The 18,188-nt window shown below is 70.3% G+C and carries 18 protein-coding genes; 6 read left to right on the top strand and 12 right to left on the bottom strand.

Features of this window, described 5'->3' with window-relative positions; genetic code table 11:
• Window positions 1-15 precede the first annotated feature (15 nt).
• The gene (locus ACAG20_RS00825; protein ID WP_370491168.1) at window positions 16-645 is read left to right on the top strand and encodes a maleylpyruvate isomerase family mycothiol-dependent enzyme; all 630 of its coding nucleotides are present in this window, start codon (window positions 16-18) and stop codon (window positions 643-645) included.
• Window positions 646-807: 162 nt separating this feature from the next.
• Here the strand turns inward: ACAG20_RS00825 and glnA are convergent, their stop codons facing one another.
• On the bottom strand, window positions 808-2,244 hold the full coding sequence (gene glnA, locus ACAG20_RS00820; RefSeq protein ID WP_370491167.1) for a type I glutamate--ammonia ligase: 1,437 nt from the start codon (window positions 2,242-2,244) through the stop codon (window positions 808-810).
• A gap of 123 nt (window positions 2,245-2,367) precedes the next feature.
• Between glnA and ACAG20_RS00815 the strand changes: the two genes are divergently transcribed.
• A complete protein-coding gene (locus tag ACAG20_RS00815; protein WP_370491166.1) occupies window positions 2,368-2,832 on the top strand; it encodes an RDD family protein in 465 nt (154 codons plus the stop codon).
• 13 nt (window positions 2,833-2,845) lie between these two features.
• Here ACAG20_RS00815 and ACAG20_RS00810 read toward each other — a convergent pair whose 3' ends face one another.
• The 5 genes from ACAG20_RS00810 to sucB all read right to left on the bottom strand — a co-directional run bounded on the left by ACAG20_RS00810 (window position 2,846) and on the right by sucB (window position 8,070).
• The gene (locus ACAG20_RS00810) at window positions 2,846-3,598 is read right to left on the bottom strand and encodes a DUF4191 domain-containing protein (protein ID WP_370491165.1); all 753 of its coding nucleotides are present in this window, start codon (window positions 3,596-3,598) and stop codon (window positions 2,846-2,848) included.
• Between the two features lie 31 nt (window positions 3,599-3,629).
• Window positions 3,630-4,580, bottom strand: a complete 951-nt coding sequence (locus tag ACAG20_RS00805) for a lipoyl synthase (RefSeq protein ID WP_370491164.1) — start codon at window positions 4,578-4,580, stop codon at window positions 3,630-3,632.
• Entirely contained in the window at window positions 4,577-5,281 is a 705-nt protein-coding gene (gene lipB, locus ACAG20_RS00800) for a lipoyl(octanoyl) transferase LipB (protein ID WP_370491163.1), read from the bottom strand. The genes ACAG20_RS00805 and lipB overlap by 4 nt, the downstream gene beginning before the upstream one ends.
• Window positions 5,282-5,348: 67 nt before the next feature.
• Complete coding sequence (locus ACAG20_RS00795; protein WP_370491162.1) at window positions 5,349-6,260, bottom strand: TIGR01777 family oxidoreductase; 912 nt, start codon at window positions 6,258-6,260, stop codon at window positions 5,349-5,351.
• Window positions 6,261-6,303: 43 nt separating this feature from the next.
• Window positions 6,304-8,070 (bottom strand): 2-oxoglutarate dehydrogenase, E2 component, dihydrolipoamide succinyltransferase, encoded by a 1,767-nt coding sequence (gene sucB / locus ACAG20_RS00790; protein ID WP_370491161.1) that lies wholly within the window; start codon window positions 8,068-8,070, stop codon window positions 6,304-6,306.
• 204 nt (window positions 8,071-8,274) lie between these two features.
• On the opposite strand from sucB, the gene ACAG20_RS00785 reads away from it, so the two are divergent.
• A complete protein-coding gene (locus ACAG20_RS00785; RefSeq protein ID WP_370491160.1) occupies window positions 8,275-9,159 on the top strand; it encodes a hypothetical protein in 885 nt (294 codons plus the stop codon).
• Between the two features lie 15 nt (window positions 9,160-9,174).
• On the opposite strand, the gene ACAG20_RS00780 is transcribed toward ACAG20_RS00785, so the two are convergent.
• On the bottom strand, window positions 9,175-10,716 hold the full coding sequence (locus tag ACAG20_RS00780; protein ID WP_370491159.1) for a leucyl aminopeptidase: 1,542 nt from the start codon (window positions 10,714-10,716) through the stop codon (window positions 9,175-9,177).
• An 11-nt stretch (window positions 10,717-10,727) separates the two neighbouring features.
• A complete protein-coding gene (locus tag ACAG20_RS00775; RefSeq protein ID WP_370491158.1) occupies window positions 10,728-11,816 on the bottom strand; it encodes an adenylate/guanylate cyclase domain-containing protein in 1,089 nt (362 codons plus the stop codon).
• A 32-nt stretch (window positions 11,817-11,848) separates the two neighbouring features.
• Between ACAG20_RS00775 and gcvT the strand changes: the two genes are divergently transcribed.
• Entirely contained in the window at window positions 11,849-12,943 is a 1,095-nt protein-coding gene (gene gcvT / locus ACAG20_RS00770) for a glycine cleavage system aminomethyltransferase GcvT (RefSeq protein ID WP_112688722.1), read from the top strand.
• 23 nt (window positions 12,944-12,966) lie between these two features.
• A complete protein-coding gene (locus ACAG20_RS00765; RefSeq protein WP_112688724.1) occupies window positions 12,967-14,073 on the top strand; it encodes a branched-chain amino acid aminotransferase in 1,107 nt (368 codons plus the stop codon).
• Window positions 14,074-14,084: 11 nt separating this feature from the next.
• Here ACAG20_RS00765 and ACAG20_RS00760 read toward each other — a convergent pair whose 3' ends face one another.
• The 4 genes from ACAG20_RS00760 to ACAG20_RS00745 all read right to left on the bottom strand — a co-directional run bounded on the left by ACAG20_RS00760 (window position 14,085) and on the right by ACAG20_RS00745 (window position 16,887).
• Window positions 14,085-14,249: a hypothetical protein gene (locus tag ACAG20_RS00760; protein ID WP_370491157.1), complete on the bottom strand. Its 165-nt coding sequence runs from the start codon at window positions 14,247-14,249 to the stop codon at window positions 14,085-14,087.
• A gap of 133 nt (window positions 14,250-14,382) precedes the next feature.
• On the bottom strand, window positions 14,383-15,114 hold the full coding sequence (locus ACAG20_RS00755; RefSeq protein WP_370491156.1) for an adenosylcobinamide-GDP ribazoletransferase: 732 nt from the start codon (window positions 15,112-15,114) through the stop codon (window positions 14,383-14,385).
• Window positions 15,111-16,172 (bottom strand): nicotinate-nucleotide--dimethylbenzimidazole phosphoribosyltransferase, encoded by a 1,062-nt coding sequence (gene cobT, locus ACAG20_RS00750; protein ID WP_370491404.1) that lies wholly within the window; start codon window positions 16,170-16,172, stop codon window positions 15,111-15,113. Before cobT ends, ACAG20_RS00755 begins: the two co-directional genes overlap by 4 nt.
• Window positions 16,173-16,200: 28 nt before the next feature.
• Complete coding sequence (locus ACAG20_RS00745) at window positions 16,201-16,887, bottom strand: DUF3043 domain-containing protein (RefSeq protein WP_370491155.1); 687 nt, start codon at window positions 16,885-16,887, stop codon at window positions 16,201-16,203.
• A gap of 60 nt (window positions 16,888-16,947) precedes the next feature.
• Here ACAG20_RS00745 and ACAG20_RS00740 point away from each other — a divergent pair, with 60 nt between their 5' ends.
• On the top strand, window positions 16,948-18,099 hold the full coding sequence (locus ACAG20_RS00740; RefSeq protein WP_370491154.1) for a glycerate kinase: 1,152 nt from the start codon (window positions 16,948-16,950) through the stop codon (window positions 18,097-18,099).
• The last annotated feature ends 89 nt before the right edge of the window (window positions 18,100-18,188 follow it).

Here is an 18,188-nt window from a genome sequence, read left to right as displayed (position 1 = left end):
CTACGATCGTCCGCCATGAAGGTGGACGTGAGCGCCCTTGCCGAGGCCGACCGAGCGGACTTCGCGGTACTACTGAAATCACTTGCACCCCATCAGTGGCAGGCACCGTCGCTGTGCGCGGGCTGGACGGTCCGTGACGTTGTCGCCCACATGCTCAGCTACGAAGAACTGGGCCCGGCCAAAGTGGTGCGCCGGTTCGCTCGCGGCCGGCTGCGGCTCAGCGGCGCCAATGCGATCGGCCTGGCCGAATGCGCGAACCAGGATCCGCAGCAACTGCTTGATCTGCTTGATCGCAGTATCCGGCCCCGCGGGCTCACCACGGCATTCGGTAGCCGGATTGCGTTGCTGGACGGGATGGTCCACCAGCAGGACGTCCGCCGGCCGCTGGGCCTTTTCCGCGACATTCCTGCTGAGCGGTTGATTCCCGCCCTGGACTTTGCGCGATTCGCGCCGCCGATCCATGCCCGCTCGCGGATTCGCGGGCTCCGGTTGATCGCCACCGACTTCGACTGGACCGCCGGGCGGGGGCTCGAGATCTACGGCCGGGGCGAAGCCCTGCTGATGGCGATGGCCGGTCGCCGCGGTGTCACGCCGGAACTCGACGGTCCCGGTGTGCCGTTGCTGCACAGCCGAATCGGTGGTTGACCCCGGATCTCACCAGCCGAACACCGCGACAATCCCGCCGGCGGTGGGATGCGGTCCGACCCGGTGGACGACATGCCGAACCACAGTGCCGGGCTGCGTACTGGCCGAGATCGGGCGGTGAGTCAGCTGCCGACGAGGGCGCGGGCGTGCCGGTTAACTGGCCTAGACGTCGTAGTACAGCGCGAACTCGTAGGGGTGCGGGCGCAGGTTGATCGGGGTGATCTCGTGGTCCCGTTTGTAGCGGATCCAGTTCTCGATCAGATCCGGCGTGAAAACCCCGCCCTCGGTGAGGTATTCGTGGTCGGCTTCCAGGTTGTCCATCACCTGGGCCAGGGTGGTGGGGGCCTGCGGGATGCCGGCTGCCTCGTCGGGCGGCAGCTCGTAGAGGTCCTTGTCGACCGGCGCGGCCGGCTCGATCTTGTTCTTGACGCCGTCGATGCAGGCCATCAGCATCGCGGCGAACGCCAGGTACGGGTTGCCCGAGGAGTCCGGGCAGCGGAACTCCAGCCGCTTGGCCTTGGGGTTGGTGCCGGTGATCGGGATGCGCACACAGGCCGAGCGGTTGCGCTGGCTGTAGACCAGGTTGATCGGCGCCTCGTAGTGCGGCACCAGGCGCTTGTAGGAGTTGATGGTCGGGTTGGTGAACGCCAGCAGTGACGGGGCGTGATGCAGGATGCCGCCGATGCAGTGCCGCGCGATATCGGACAACCCGGCATAGCCCGCCTCGTCGTAGAACAGCGGGTCACCGTTCTTCCACAGCGACATGTGCACGTGCATGCCCGAGCCGTTGTCACCGAACAGTGGCTTGGGCATGAAGGTGACGGTCTTGCCGTGCGCCCAGGCGGTGTTCTTGATGATGTATTTGAACAGCATCAGGTCGTCGGCGGCGTGCAGCAGTGTGTTGAACCGGTAGTTGATCTCGGCTTGCCCGCCGGAGCCGCACTCGTGGTGCCCGCGCTCGAGGGTCAGGCCCGCGTTGGCGAGGTTGGTGGTCATCGCGTCGCGCAGGTCGACGTAATGGTCGTTGGGCGCCACCGGGAAGTAGCCGCCCTTGGGGCGGGTCTTGTAGCCGCGGTTGACGCCTCCGCCGATCTCGGTCGGCGAGCCGGTGTTCCACCAGCCCGAGTCCGAGTCGACCTCGTAGAAGGTGCGGTTCATCTGGGAGTCGAAGCTCACCGAGTCGAAGATGTAGAACTCGGCTTCGGCGCCGAAGTAGGCGGTGTCGGCGATGCCGGTGCTGGTCAGGTAGTTCTCCGCTTTGCGCGCGACGTTGCGCGGGTCGCGCGAGTAGGGCTCGCGGGTGAAGGGATCGTGGACGAAGAAGTTCAGGTTCAGCGTCTTGGCCGCCCGGAACGGATCGATCTGGGCGGTGGAGAAGTCGGGCAGCAGCATCATGTCCGACTCGTGGATGGACTGGAAGCCGCGGATCGACGAACCGTCGAAGGCCAACCCGTCCTCGAACACGCTGGCGTCGAGCGTGGCCGCGGGGATCGTCAGATGCTGCATCATGCCCGGCAAATCGCAGAACTGGATGTCGATGTACTCCACGTTCTCGTCGGCCACGAGCTTGAGAATGTCGTCGGCCGTCTTGTCGGTCACAGAAGTGTTCTCCTCCGCTGGTAGCCCCGGTCGGACGGCGGGGTTGCCGCTGCTGACGTTACGCAACCGCGGCGGGACCCGCCCAAGCCGGGTCCGGCTTCCAGCCCGCTTATCGTAGGAGGCATGAGCCGCACTTTCTCCTCGTGGCTGTCCGGGCCGGAGTCGGCCCGATCGCAGCCCCCCGAAGGCGCCCCGGGGCAGGCCCTGGGCCTGCCCCTCGCCGGTCCCGGGTCGCTGGCCTCGACGGGTCGCCGGGCGCTGGGGCTGGCCGTCGACTGGCTGGTGGCCTACGGACTGGCCGGGCTGGGGGTCACGCTGGGGCTGGTGACCCCGCCGTTGCTCGCCACCGCAGTGCTGGTCATCTGGCTGGTGCTGGGCGTGGCCGCAGTGCGGCTGTTCGGCTTCACGCCGGGTCAGTACGTGTGCGGGCTGCGGGTGGTCGCGGTGGACGGCACCGGGGTGGGGCTGGTCCGCGCGCTGATACGCGGCCTGTCGATCGCGCTGGTGGTCCCGGCGCTGTTCATCGACGCCGACGGGCGCGGTCTGCAGGATCGCGCCACCGCAACCGCCGTGGTGCGCAGCCGCTGAAGCTATCGGCGGCCTACCGGCGGCGCACCGCGCGCTGCACGCCGCGCATCTTCGCGCCGCCGGGCAGCGGGCCCTTGGGCATGGCCGCGGTGCCGGTCCGCGAGCCCAGCGCCGCCAGCCGCGACTCCAGCGATTCCATCTCCTTGGCCGAGATATTGGCCGGCAGCTTGGTCAGGAACCGTTCCAGCTTGGCCAGCGGCACCTCGCCGTCGCCGTTGCCCACCATGACGTCGTAGATCGGTACCTCGCCGACCAGTCGCGCGGTGCGCTTTTTCTCCTGGGCGAGTAGCGGTTTGAGTCGGGTGGCGGAGCCTTCCGCGACGAAGATGACGCCGGGGCGCCCGATCACGCGGTGGACAGCGTCCAATTGACCGGTGGCGGCGACCGCCTGGGTGACCCGCCACTTGCCGCGCATGTTGTCCAGCGCCCATGCCGCCGCCCCGGCCTGCCCCTCGGCCTTGCGGTAGACCGTCCGCTGTGCGCGTCGGCCGAAGATCACGAACGCCACCAGCGCGCCCAACAGCAGGCCGAGCGGAATCGTGGTCACCTTGGCGAACGTCCCGCCGTTGAGCGCCAACGCAGTGGTCACCCCGGCGACCAGCACGAATGCGCCGATCATGTAGGGCAGCAGCCGCTTGTCCTCTTTGCGCTGCAGCTGGAAGGCCTGCCACAGCTGGGTGCGGCGCTCTTTGCTGGCGGCCTTGCGGGTGGCTTTCGCGGCCTCCCGGGCAGCCTTGTTCTCGGCGGTGTTGCGCGGTCTGGGCATAGTTACCAAGGATACGCAGCCGGGCTCGTCGTCAGCCGGGGGCCGGAGTGCGGTCCCGCTCGGCGCGACGAGCCATGGCCTGCTGGTAGAGCCGGCCGGCCCGATACGACGAGCGCACCAACGGTCCGGACATCACCCCGGCGAACCCGAGCTCCTCGGCGTAGCGGGAGTGCTCGACGAACTCCTCCGGCTTGACCCACCGGTCGATCGGGTGGTGCCGCTCGGTGGGGCGCAGATACTGGGTGATGGTGACCAGTTCGGCGCCGGCGTCGTACAGATCGACCAGCGCCGCCCGGATCTCCTCGGGTGTCTCTCCCATGCCCAGGATGAGGTTGCTCTTGGCCACCAGCCCGGCGTCGCGCGCCTGGGTCAACACGTTCAGGCTGCGCTCGTAGCTGAATCCGGGCCGGATCAGCCGGAAGATGCGGGGCACCGTCTCGACGTTGTGCGCCAGTACCTCCGGGCGGGACTCGAACACCTCGCCCAGCAGGTCGGGCCGACCGCCGAAGTCGGGGATCAGCAGTTCGACGCCCGTGGACGGGTTGAGCGCCTTGATGGCACGCACCGTCTCGGCGTAGAGCCAGGAGCCCTGGTCGGCCAGGTCGTCGCGGGCGACCCCGGTCACCGTCGAATACCGCAGCCCCATCGCCTGCACGCTCTCGGCGACGCGACGTGGCTCGTCGCGGTCGAGCTCGCTGGGCTTACCCGATTTGATCAGGCAGAACGAGCAGTTGCGGGTGCAGACCTCGCCGCCGATCAGGAACGTGGCCTCCCGGTCCTCCCAACACTCGTAGATGTTGGGGCAGCCCGCCTCCTCGCACACCGTGTGCAGCTTCTCCCGCTTTACCAGCAGCTTGAGGTCGGTGTAGTTGGGACCCATTCGGGCGCGGGTTTTGATCCACGACGGTTTGCGCTCGATCGGTGTCTCGGCGTTGCGTGCTTCGGCGCGGCGTAATCTCCGGCCTTCTCCGGCGGCGCTCACCGTGTCGATGTTACGCGCGACTCGAAGTGGTCGCGCACCGGCAGCACGCCGTCGAGTGCATCGACGACCGCGTCGGCGACCGCACGCCGAACGTCTTCGACCCCGGTCGCGAACCCCAATTCCGCCGACAGTGACGTCACGCCCGCATCGGTGAGCCCGCACGGCACGATCGACCCGAACGCGCTGAGATCGCAATCACAATTGAGTGCGAAGCCGTGCAGGGTGATCGCGCGTGCCACCCGCACACCGACCGCGGCGACCTTGCGGGCGGGACGGCTGCCGTCGGACGGCAGCCATACACCGGATCTGCCGTCGATGCGAAGTGCGTTGAGCCCCAACGTGTTACATACCTCGATGAGTGATTCCTCAAGGCGGCGAACATAGTTGACGACGTCCATCGGTTCGGTCAGGCCGATGATCGGATAGCCAACCAGCTGCCCCGGACCGTGCCACGTGATCTTGCCGCCGCGGTCGACGTCGACCACCGGGGTGCCTGCAACGGATGGCAACGGGCGTTCGTGCGGCTCGGTACGCCGGCCGGCGGTGTAGACCGACGGATGCTCCAACAGCAGCAGCGTGTCGGGACCGCCGGCGGCCCTGGCGTCGGCCAGGTCACGCTGCAGCTGCCAGGCGGTGCTGTAGTCGACGGTACCGAGCTGGCGCACGTCAAGTGGCGCGGTGCTGGACCGGATGGACCTCATGCTCGCAGGCTACCCGGCTCGGCAACGGCCGCCGGAGCGGGACCACGGGGAGGTCCTGCGGAACACGTCAGAGCGGGGTCGGGCGCTCGGTGGCATAGCTGAGGGCCTCACCGATGGTGTTGTGCCGGAACTGGAAGCCGGCCTGCTCCAGGGCGGCGGGGATGGCGCGCTGACCGGCCAGCAGGCCCTCCTCGGCGAACTCGCCGAAGACGGCCCGCGCTGCGAATCCGGGCACCAGCAGCGGGGCCGGCCGGTTCAGCGTCCGGCCCAGCGCCGCGGTGAACTCGGCATTGGTCACCGGCGCCGGCCCGGTCAGGTTGACCGGACCGCTGAGCGCCGGCTCGGTCATCGCGAACCGCAACGCCCGGACCTCGTCGTCCAGGCTGATCCAGGACATGTATTGGCGGCCGCTGCCCAGTCGGCTGCCCAGCCCCAGCGAGAACAACGGGCGCAACCTCGCCAGCAGCCCACCTGCGCGGGCCAGCACCAGGCCGGTGCGGGCCAGCACCACCCGGGTGCCGGCGGCGCGGGCGGGCGCGGTCGCGGCCTCCCAGTCCTGTGCCAGCCGGGCCAGAAACCCTCGGCCGGCCGGCGCGGATTCGTCGACCGTGCGCGCACCGGTGTCGCCGTAGAAGCCGACCCCGCTGGCGTTGATCAACAACGGCACCCGGGCTTCGGCCACCGCGGTCGACAGCACCTCGGTGGTGGTGATCCGGCTGTCGCGGAGCGTCTGTTTGAACGCCCCGGACCAGCGGCGCTCGCTGACCCCGATGCCGCACAGATTCACCACGGCGTCGACGCCGGCCAGCGCGTCGGCGTCGATGTCGCCGGCCTCGGGGTCCCAGCGCAACTCGCCGCCGTTGGCCGGGGCACGGCGCACGATCCGCAGCACTTGGTGGCCGTCGGTCCGCAGGGCCGAGACCAGCGCCGAGCCGATCAGGCCGGAGGACCCGGCGATAGCGACGATGAGGTTGCCCACAGCTGAATCCTCTTGCAGCCCTTTCCGATACTCCTCAGGTCCGCTAAAGCCCGAGTTCGGCCTCGAAATCGCCCTCTTCGAGCCGGGTGCGGATCGTGGTCACGAACCGTCCGGCGTCGGCGCCGTCGATCAGCCGGTGGTCATACGTCAGCGGCAGGTAGCAGACCGACCGCACACCGACCGATTCGTTGCCGGCGTCGTCGACGATGACCCGTGGCCGCTTGACGATGGCCCCGGTGCCGAGCATGGCGGCCTGCGGCGGCACCAGGATCGGAGTGTCGAACAGCGCGCCCTGGCTGCCGATGTTGGTGATCGTGAAGGTGCCGCCGGCCAGCTCGTCGGGCTTCAGGCCGCCGGAGCGTGCCCGGGCGGCGACGTCGGCGATGGCCCGGGCCAGCCCCGCCAGCGACAGATCCCCGGCGTTGTGGATCACCGGCGACAGCAGCCCCTGCTCGGTGTCCACCGCGATGCCGAGGTGCTCGGCGTCGTAGTAGGTGATCTCGCCGGCTTCCTCGTTGTAGCTGGCGTTGACGTTCGGGTGGGCCTTCAGCGCGTCGATCACCGCGCGGGCGATGAACGGCAGATAGGTCAGGTTGACGCCCTCGCGCTCGGCGAAACCCGCTTTGGCCCTGGCCCGCAGCGACACGATCTTGGTCATGTCGACCTCGTGGGTCTGGGTCAGCTGAGCGGTGGCCTGCAGGGATTCGCGGGTCTTCTTGGCGGTGATCTGGCGGATCCGGTTGGCCTTGGCGGTGGTGCCCCGCAGGTGCGCCAGCGCCGGGGCGGCGGCGGGCGCCGGGGTCGCCGACCGGGCGGCCGGTGCCGCCGGTGCGGCCGGCTGGGCGGCCGGTGCCTGCCGTTGTCCGGCCTGTCGCTCAGCGAAGGCCAGCACATCCTGCTTGCGGATCCGTCCGCCGACCCCGGTGCCGGTGACCTGGCTGAGGTCGACGTCATTCTCGGCGGCGAGCTTGCGCACCAGCGGGGTGACGTACGGCGTGGCGTCGGAGCCGCCGGTGGCCGGCGCCTGGGAGGCGGGTTTCGGGGCCGCCGGTGCGGGAGCCGGCGTGGGCTCGGGGCGGGCCTGTCGGGCGGGCTCCGGTTCCGGCGCGGGCTCCGGCTCGGGCTGCGGTTTCGGGGCGGGGGCGGCTGCCGGCTCCGCCGGCGCGGCGGAAGCCGAACCGATCTTGGCCAGCTCGCCGCCGACCTCGACGGTGGTGTCCTCACCGGCGGTGATCGACAGCAGCGTGCCGGCCACCGGGGACGGGATCTCGGTGTCGACCTTGTCGGTGGAGACCTCCACCAGCGGTTCGTCGACCTCCACCGAGTCACCGACCTGCTTCAGCCAGCGCGTCACGGTGCCCTCGGTGACGGATTCGCCCAATTCGGGCATCAGCACCGGGGTGCCGTCGCCGGCCGGCGCGGCCGCAGCGGGCTTAGCCTCGGCCCCGGACTCGGCCTCGGGCTCCGGTGCCGGCTCGGGCTCGGGTTCGGCGGCCGGCTCGGATGCCTGCTCGGCGGGCTCAGCGGCGGGAGCCTGCTGGGCGGGCTCGCCGTCGCCCCCAGCGCTTTCGCCGGCCTCGCCGATCAGCGCCAGCTCGCCGCCGACCTCGACCGTGGTGTCCTCCTCGGCGATGATCTTGGTCAGCACGCCGGACACCGGCGCCGGGATCTCGGTGTCGACCTTGTCGGTGGAGACCTCCAGCAGCGGTTCATCGGCCTCGACGGTGTCGCCCTCTTTTTTGAGCCAGCGGGTCACGGTTCCCTCGGTGACGCTCTCACCGAGGGCAGGCATCTGAACTGAGAACGCCATCGCAGTTGACTCCTCGATCGGTCGGTGGGCCGCCTTGGCTCGCCCTCCGGCTTACCACAGCGGGTGCATCGAGCGGCGTATCCGGGCGGACTTTCGCTGCTAGGCGGCGGACTGTCGCGGACTGCCGAAACCATCCTGTCATTGCCCCGGCCCGCTTTCACATCCAGGGGCCGATGGCCGTATCGGTGAACTAGCATCCCGGTGATGGGCTCGGAAAATGGCGGCGATAACTGCGAGCTGTGGTCGGGTTTTGACATCTCGGGTGTGGCCAGTAACTACCAGGCAATAGCCGGTATTCTCGCGGGCTTCACATTTGCTGCCCTCACCGTCGTGCTCGACCGCTCGCATCGGAAACACACCGGCGGGCATCCGGTCGACCTGCGCGGTGCCGAATATGAGAAATTGACCGGGATCGCATTGATCGCAGCGTTTCTCGGCCTGCTATTCGCCAGTTTCCAGTACGGCATCCTGGCCGGTGAGCGCGGCTGCGCGCTGACCAGTGGCCGGGCGGCGTCCGAAGAGCTGCTGGGCGACGTCATGTTCGCGGCGTCGATCTCCATCCTGGTTTACGGCCTGGTGCAGTTCGCGGCGAGCTCATCGGCGGCGCTCGCCAAGCATGCGCGATTCATCGTGGTGGTGCTCGTCCCGCCGGTTGTCTTCGCGTTCGCCGAGATCAAGCTCATGGATCTGGCCATCTCGCTCGGTTCGCCCGAGGACCGGCAGCCGCTGCAGCCGCTGTGGGATCACGCGAACAGGCTCGCGGCCCCGCTCGGACTGACGGTGATGGCCGTCAGCGGTGCCCTCTGGTTGGCCGGAGCCAAACGGCGCCGTTCGCCCTCACCACGTGGCCGCATCGTGCGCACCAGCCAAATGGCGCTGCCGTATATCACCATTGCCTTCGTGGTGTACGCGCGGATTCGGTCCGTCGTCGCGTTACCGACCATTGATCCGCATTCGCACATCACCCCCGGCGAGGGCTGGATGTGGGTGACTCTGCTGACCGTTGTGGTGCTGCTGCAGAGCACCGCGCTGTCCTTTCAGAGCGGCGTCGAAATTTCCGAGCCGGTCGCCGAAAAGCAACCGGCATGATCGGGCGGTAACCGGCTACCCGTTCTCGGCGATGTCCTCCAAGACCGCGAACATGGTGCGGGTCGGCACCCCGGTGCCGCCCTTGCCGGTGTAGCCCCACGGGCCGGCGCTGTTGTAGGCCGGCCCCGCCACGTCGATGTGCGCCCAGGCCACGCCCTCGGCCACGAACTCGCGCAGGAACACCCCGGCGACCAGCATGCCGGCGAAGCGCTGCCCGCTGACGTTGGCCAGATCGGCCACCGTCGACTTCAGGTCCTCTTTGAGCTCGTCGGGCAGCGGCATCGGCCAGCCGTTCTCACCGACGGCCTGCGAGATCGCCGCCACCCGGTCCCGGAACTCGTCCGAACCCATCACCCCGGGGGTACGCGCGCCCAGCGCCACCGTCTGCGCACCGGTCAGTGTCGAGGTCTCGATGAGATAGTCCGGGTTGTCCTCGCAGGCCCGCACGATCGCGTCGGCCAGCACCAGTCGGCCCTCGGCGTCGGTGTTGAGCACCTCGACGGTGGTGCCGCCGTACTGGGTGAGCACGTCCCCGGGCCGCTGCGCGGTGGACGACGGCATGTTCTCGGCCATCGGGACGGTGGCGGTCACCTCTACCGAGAGTTCGCGGCGCGCAGCCAGCACCACGGTCGCGATCACGGCCGCAGCCCCGCCCATGTCGGAGGTCATGTGGTGCATCGAGGCGGCCGGTTTGATCGAGATGCCGCCGGTGTCGAAGGTGATGCCCTTGCCCACCAGCGCCACCTTCTTGACCTCATGCTCGACGGCCGGCCGGTACGTCAGCCGCACCAGCCGCGGCGGCCGCGACGAGCCCTTGCCGACACCGATCACCCCGCCGAAGCCGGCGTCGGCGAGCGCCTGCTCGTCGAGCACCTCGACATGCAGACCGGCGGCTTCGCCCAGCGCCTTGGCCCGGTCCGCGAACTCGGCCGGGAACAGGTGGCTCGGCGGGGTGTTGACGAAGTCCCGCGCGGTGGCCACCGCGGCGGCGACATCGGCCCCGCGGGCCGCGCGTGCCGCCGCGTCGGGCGCGGCGCTGACCACGGTGACCGATTGCAGGCCCGGATCCTTCGGGGCGGTCTTGTCGGTGCGGAACGCGGTGAAGCGGTAGCCGCCCAACAGCAGGCCCTCGACACCGGCTGCCACCACGTCCTCATCGGGGGCGCCGGGCAGCCCTGCCAGGGTGTCGACGATGGCGGCGGTGCCGTTGAGCGAGCGTGCCGCGGTGCCCGCCGCATGCCGGATCACATCAGCGGGCCAGCTGTCGCGGGCCTTGCCCAGTCCGACGGTCAGCACGCTGGCCACCGGCAGTGATGCCACCACCAGCCGGTGTACCTGTTCGCTTCCGCCCTTGGCGTTCAGCGCCCGCAGGCCGGCCTCGATCTCGGCGACCGCTTCGGCCGGCAGTGCCGGCTCGGTCGCGGCGACCACGGCGCCGGACTCATCCGGCTCATCGCCGGCCGATACGACCGGCACGATCAGCACCGCCTCCTCGGCGGTGGGCAGCGAGTCGGTGACGGTGACGGTAGGGGCGCGGTATCCGGGTTGGGTGCTCACAAGCACTCACCCTAACGATCGGCGGGCAGCACCAGCTCGAATGCCGGGACGGGCTCGTCGAATCCCTTGAGTTTCAAGGGCCCTCTTTCCACCACGGGCCAGTCCGCCAATTCTTTGACCACGCCGGCGCAGGCCAGTACCTGCCTGGGTTCGGCGGCGTCCACCAGCCGCGCGGCCAGGTTCACCGGGGTGCCGAAGTAGTCACCGTTGATGGCCAGCACCTCCCCGTAGCTCAGTCCGGCCCGCACCTGCAGACCCACCTTGCGGGCCTTGGGATGGTCGACCAGGTCGGTCGCCGCCTTCGCCAACAGCTCCCCGCTCGCGCTCACCCACATCACCGCGTCGCCGATGAACTTGACCACCCGCCCGCCGTCGGCGTGCACCACGTCGGCGACGCTGCCGCCGAAGTCGGTGAGCAGCGTCGCCAGCTCCTCGGAGGTGAGCACCTGGGTCAGGGCGGTGAAGCCGGTCAGGTCGGCGAAGCCCACCCCGCACACCATGCTCGACGTGGGCCCGCCGGCCAGGCCCTCGAGGAATGTCCGGGCGCTGACCTGGTGCTGGCGGTGGACGGCGTCGATCATCGCGCCGATCCGGGGAATGTATTCGGCGACCGTCCGCCAGGCGCGGGCGGTGCGCAGCTCGCTGTGGGTGTGGCCCAGCCACATGTCGGGCTCGCTGATCCGGATCATCGACGACTCGGCCTCGGCCAGCCGGGCCATCGTCGCCCCCAGCACCCGCAGGAAACCGTCGACCGGCTCGCCGAGATAGGACCGCATCTCGACCCAGGTGGCCAGCCCGTCGACGTCGGCCTGGCTCAGCGCCGGCGTGTCGGGGCCATCGACGCTGAGCCCGAGCATCGTCCAGGCGCGTTCGACATCGCCGACCGGTACCCGCAAGGCCTCGGCGGCGGTCCGCAGTGTGTAGTCGGGCGGACCCGAGCGCCCCACCACGTCACCGGCCAGGCCGAACAGCCGGCCCTGGCGTTCGGCCTCGGCCATCTCCTCGGTGCTGAAACCGAGCCCGTCGAGGTACTCAAGCAGGTCGGCGCGCCCACGCGCGTCGGAGATGCCCGCGGCTGCCAGCGCGTCCCAATCGACCACCTAGACAAGTTTGCCGATTAAGGTGGCTCGTCGTGAGCGAACTGCAACACGGACCCCTGGAAGATCGCCACCGCGAGCTGGGCGCCAGCTTCGCGGAGTTCGGGGGCTGGCTCATGCCGGTGTCCTACGCCGGCACCGTCGCCGAGCACAACGCCACCCGCAGCACCGTGGGTCTGTTCGATGTGAGCCATCTGGGCAAGGCGACGGTTCGCGGCCCGGGCGCGGCGGCGTTCGTCAATGCCACACTCACCAACGACCTGACCAGGATCGGGCCCGGCAAGGCGCAATACACGTTGTGCTGCAACGAATCCGGGGGCGTCGTCGATGACTTGATCGCCTACTACATCGCCGACGACGAGATCTTCCTGGTGCCCAACGCCGCCAACACCGCGGCGGTGGTGGCCGCCTTGACCGAGGCTGCGCCGGCCGGGGTGACCATCACCGACGAGCACCGCTCGCGCGCGGTGCTGGCGGTGCAGGGGCCGCGGTCGACCGAGGTGCTGGCCGGCTTTGGCCTGCCGACCGAGATGGACTACATGGGCTTCGCCGATGCGTCGTATGCGGGCGTGCCGGTACGGGTATGCCGCAGCGGCTACACCGGGGAGCACGGCTACGAACTGCTGCCGGAGTGGGAGACGGCGGCGGTGGTGTTCGACGCGCTGGTGGCGGCAGTTTCGCAGGCCGGGGGTGAGCTGGCCGGTCTGGGCGCCCGCGACACGCTGCGCACCGAGATGGGCTACCCGCTGCACGGCCACGAACTGTCGCCGGAGATCTCGCCGCTGCAGGCGCGCTGCGGCTGGGCGATCGGCTGGCAGAAGCCGGCGTTCTTCGGCCGCGAGGCGCTGCTGGCCGAGAAGGCGGCAGGCCCGGCGCGGCTGCTGCGCGGGCTGCGGGCCACCGGACGCGGCGTGTTGCGAGCCGAGTTGGCGGTGCTCGACGGCGACCGGCAGGTCGGGGTCACCACGTCGGGCACCTTCTCGCCGACGCTGAAGGCCGGCATCGCGCTGGCACTGATCGACGCGGATGCCGGCATCGATGACGGCGCGCTGGTCACCGTCGACGTGCGCGGCCGGGCCGTCGAATGCGAGCTGGTGCGGCCGCCGTTCGTGACGGCAAAAACCCGCTAGCGCACCGGTTATACAATCGCTGCATGAAAAGCGGCCTCCTCGAGTTCCAGGTGTCGGTCACGGCGAACCCGACTCCCGACGAGGTACGTGAATCCATTTTGGCTGAGCCGGGTTTCGGCAAGTTCCACACCGATCACATGGTGTCGATCGACTACACCCGCGATGCCGGTTGGCACAACGCGCGGGTCATGCCCTACGGGCCGATCGAACTGGACCCGTCGGCGGTGGTCCTGCACTACGCGCAGGAGGTCTTCGAGGGGCTGAAGGCCTACCGCTGGACGGACGGATCGATCGTGTCGTTCCGGCCGGAGGCCAACGCCGCGCGGATGCGCGCGTCGGCTCGGCGGCTGGCGATCCCGGAACTTCCCGACGAACTGTTCATCGAGTCGCTACGGCAGTTGATCGCCGTGGACTCCGCCTGGGTGCCGGCAGCCGGGGGAGAGGAGTCGCTGTACCTGCGGCCGTTCATCTTTGCCACCGAGCCGGGACTGGGAGTGCGGCCGGCCAACGAGTATCGCTGCCTGGTGATGGCCTCACCGGCCGGCGCGTACTTCAAGGGCGGCATCAAGCCGGTGAGCGTCTGGCTGTCGACCGAGTATGTGCGAGCCTGCCCGGGCGGCACCGGCGCGGCCAAGTTCGGCGGTAATTACGCCGCTTCGCTGGTCGCCCAGGCGCAGGCCGCCGACAACGGCTGCGATCAAGTGGTGTGGCTGGACGCGGCCGAGCGGCGCTACGTCGAGGAGATGGGCGGGATGAACCTGTTCTTCGTGTTCGGCACCGGCGGCTCGGCGCGGCTGGTCACGCCGGAGCTGTCCGGGTCACTGTTGCCCGGAATCACTCGGGATTCGTTGCTGCAGTTGGCGACTGACGCCGGGTTCGCAGTCCAGGAACGCAAGATCGACGTTGACGAATGGGAGAAGAAGGCCGCTGCCGGCGAGATCACCGAGGTCTTCGCCTGTGGCACCGCCGCCGTCATCACCCCGGTGTCGAGGGTCAAGTCCGCGGCCGGGGAGTTCACCATTGCCGACGGTGAGCCGGGCGAGGTCACCATGGCGCTGCGGGACACGCTGACCGGCATCCAGCGCGGTACCTTCGCCGACACTCACGGCTGGATGGCTCGGCTGGACTGATCCCGCCGGGCTCAACCCGCCGAATCGGGTGGGGCGTCCGATTCCTCCGGCCCGGGCGGCCAGTGCTCGGCCAGGGCGTCCTCGGCGTCGGGGTAGTCCGGCGCGTCGTCGGACCCGTTGGCCATCGCCTTGCGCGATTCTCGGCTTCTTTTGCTGTAGCGATGATGGCGAGCCATCGGCGTTCCTCCGGAGTCGCGAGAAGGCAAAAATGTTAATAACAGTTCCTGCTTTTTCAAACATACCCCGGAGTTGTGACTTTGGGGGAGAAAGGTCTCTAAGTCCGGAGAGTTTTCGATGCTTCCGGTCTGGTCAGAACGCGGCCAGCAGCACGGCGGCCAGCGCCGTCGTCCATTCGACGGCCGCGCCCAGCACGTCGCCGGTGACACCGCCCAGCCGGCGGACACAGTGCCTGACCAGCACCGCGGCGCCGCCCAGCGCCACCACCACGGCGACCGGCCCGTGCCACGGCGCCGCACCGGCGAGCGTCGACCCGGCAGCGAGCACCGCTACCCAGGCGATCGCCACCGGCACCGGCTGGCTGCCCGCCACGGCGGCGCCCAGCGTGCTGCCCGGCGCGGCGGGCACCGAACGCAGGCAGGCCAGTACGGCCGACACCCGGCCGGCGCAGACCGCGACGACGATGCCCGCCGTGTCCAGCATCGGAAACGCCGATGCCTGCAGGCCGACCACCAGCACCACCGCGACCACTCCGAACGGCCCGGTCGCGCCGTCGCGCATCACCTGGAGTGCCTGTTCGGCGGGCCGATAGCTGCCCAGCCCGTCGGCGGTGTCGGCCACCCCGTCGATGTGCAGCCCGCGGGTGGCGGCCAGTAGCACGGCCACCGCGAGCAGCCCGGTCAACGCGCTATCGGGACCGAACGCGAAGCCGCCGGCCCAGACCGCGCCCGCCGCCAGCGCCCCCAGGCCGGCCCCGACCACCGGTAGCGCCGTCAAGGTGCCGCGTCCCGGCGCGCCACCGGCGGCGGCGGGCAGCCGTGCCGCCGTCCCGAACGTGATCGCCGAGGCCAGTGACCGGATCACCGGTCGGCCTCGGCCGTCGCTGCGGCGGGGCCGGAGACGCCGGCTTCGGCGAAGGTGGACATCGACGCCAGCGCGGCCACCGCCGCCCGCAGTACCGGCAGCGCCACCGCGGCGCCGGTGCCTTCACCCAACCGCATCCGCAAGTCGAGGATCGGCTCCAGCTGCAGCGCCGCGCACGCCAACGCGTGGGCCGGCTCGGGGGAGCGATGGCCGGCCTGCCACCACGCCCGGGCGCCGGGGGCCAGCCGCTCGGCTACCAGGGCGGCGGCGGTCGACGCCAGACCGTCGAGCAGGACCGGTGTGCGCCGGACGGCCGCCTGGGCGCAGAAACCCGCCAGCGCGGCCAAGTCGGCCCCGCCGCAGCAGCGCAACAGCTGCCACGGGTCCGACACCCCGCGCGCCCGGAACAGGGCGTCGCGCACCACAGCGGTCTTGCGCGCCCAGCCGGCGTCATCGATACCGGTCCCGGGGCCGACCGCCGCCACCGGCTCGGCACCGGTCACTGCGGCGACCAAAGTTGCTGCGACAGTGGTGTTCCCGATCCCCATGTCGCCGGGAATGAGCAGGTCGGCACCGGCGTCGATTTCGGCGTCGGCGATCCGGCGGCCCGCATCCACCGCGGCCACGGTCTGCTCGGCGGTCAGGGCGTCCTCGGTGGAGATGTCACCGCTGCCGCGGCGCACCTTGTGGGCACTGAGCGACTCGGAGACCTCACTGTTGACGGCCATGTCCACCACCCGCACGCCGGCGCCGGACACGTCGGCCAGCGCGTTGATCGCGGCGCCACCGCGGTCAATGTTGGCTGCCATCTGCGCCGTCACCTCCGCCGGGTAAGCGGACACCCGTTCTCGGGTCACACCATGATCACCGGCGAACACCACCACCCGAACTCGGTCGAATTGCCTAGGCGGGCAACGGCCTTGACAGGCGGCCGCCCACACTGAAAGCTCCTCGAGGCGGCCCAGTGAGCCGGGTGGTTTGGTCAGCGAGTCCTGCCGCGCCCGGGCGGCGGCAGCCGCCGACGCATCGGGCGGGCATACCGGCGGGAATTCCTGCAGATCCAAAGCTGACGGCCCCGAGCCGAACTCAGTCCAGGCGTTCGCCGCGCCGCACCTGCGGGCGCGGTGCCCGCATCCGGCGCAGCGTGGATGCCCTGCTGGCGGCATAGATGCCCAGCTTCCAGCGGGCTTCGGTGTTGTCGGGGTACTTGGTGTCGACCAGTCTGCCGACCTTGCGCGCCAACAGGACGCCGTCGACGGCCATCAGGATCATCAGCAGCATCATCGCCGGCGAGATGTAGTACTGGACCTGCGGGACCGCGATCATCACGAACATCAATCCCAACGCCACCGGCATGAACAGCCCGAGCAGGTTGTAGCGGGCGTCGACGATGTCCCGGACGTAGCGGCGCACCGGGCCGCGATCACGCTCGAGCAGGGCCGACTCGTCACCGGCGAGCATCCGCTCCCGGCGCTGCGCCATCCGCTCGCGCCGTTGGGCCTTCGCGACGCGGCGCTCTTCCTTGCTGAGCTTCGGTCCGGCCAGGCTCTTGCGCCGGGCCCGGGCCTCCGCGGCGGTCATCGGAGCCGGGGCCACCGGTCCGCGACGCCGAGCGCGCGCATCGCGCTTGGGCGTGGGCCGGCCCTTGGGCGCGGTGAGGCCGGACCGAGCAGCAGCCTTGGATTCGGTGCTGTCGAGGTCGACGGCACCGCCGGCGGAGTCAGCGGAGCCGGCGGACCCCGCGTCGTCTTTCCTGCGTCCCGGCAGCTTCACGCCCGCCAGATTACTTGGCCGCTGTTCCCGGTCGCCGATGTGGCTCTATACCCTGCCGGTATGGCTGACCACCCCGGTGCCGGTGCCTCCTCGGCGGGGGCGGCGGGGCTGCGGGTGCTGATCGCACCGGACTGTTACGGCGAGAGCCTGACCGCGGTGCAGGCCGCCGCCGCGATCTCGACCGGGTGGCACCGCAGCCGCCCCCACGACCGGTTGGCGATCGCCCCGCAGTCCGACGGCGGGCCGGGTTTCGTCGCGGTGCTGGCAGCCCGGCTGGGCGAGGCCGGTTCGGGCACGGTGCAGCGGTGTCGGGTCAGTGGGCCGTTGGACACACCGGTCGAGGCGGAATGGTTCTGGGACGCGGCAGCCGAGACGGCCTACCTGGAATGTGCCCAGGCCTGCGGGTTGGCGCTGCTGGACGGGTCACCGTCGCCGCGGACCGCACTGGCGGCACACAGCGCCGGGGTGGGGCACCTCATCGACGCGGCACTGAACGCCGGGGCCCGGCGCATCGTCGTGGGGCTCGGGGGAAGCGCCAGTACCGACGGCGGAAAGGGCATGGTCGAGGAACTGGGCGGCTTGACCGCCGCCAGGCGGCGGCTCGCCGATGTCGAGCTGATTGCGGCCTGCGACGTCGAATACCCGCTGCTGGGCCCGTGGGGCGCGGCACGGGTGTTCGGTCCGCAGAAGGGCGCTGACGCTGCTACGGTCGCTGTACTCGAAACCCGGCTGACCGCCTGGGCGGCCGAACTCGACGGCGCCGCGGGCCGGCAGGTCAGTGCCGCTTCCGGGGCCGGGGCCGCCGGCGGGATCGGCGCCGCCCTGCTGGCACTGGGCGGCGTCGCCGAATCGGGCGCCGCTATCGTGGCGCGCCACACCGATTTGGCGGCCGCCCTCGCCGACGCCGACGTCTTGGTCACCGGCGAGGGCCGGTTCGACCAGCAGTCCCTGCACGGCAAGGTCATCGGATCGCTGTGCGCCGCGGCCCGGACCCGGCAGCTGCCGGTGCTGGTACTGGCCGGGCAGATCGACCTGGACGAGCCGGCGCTGCGGTCGGCCGGCGTGGTGGCCGCCCGCGCGATCGCCGACCACGCCGGCTCGGTGGGCCTGGCGCTGGTCGACGCCGCCAACCAGCTGATCGGGCTGACCACGGTGCTTGCGGCGCAGATCGGTAGCCGACCGGCGGGTTCCCCCGATCCGGCAGCTCAGTAGGGAACACCTCGGCGCACGGTATCGTTGTGACGGTGGGCTTGGATGCTTCGAGTCGAGGCGAGCCCGCCCCGAATCAACCGCAGTTAGGG

Source organism: Mycobacterium sp. pW045, assembly GCF_041287085.1.
Lineage (GTDB): Bacteria > Actinomycetota > Actinomycetes > Mycobacteriales > Mycobacteriaceae > Mycobacterium > Mycobacterium algericum_A.
Note: the sequence above shows the minus strand (reverse complement) of the source record. Positions and strands in the feature narration are given on the sequence as shown.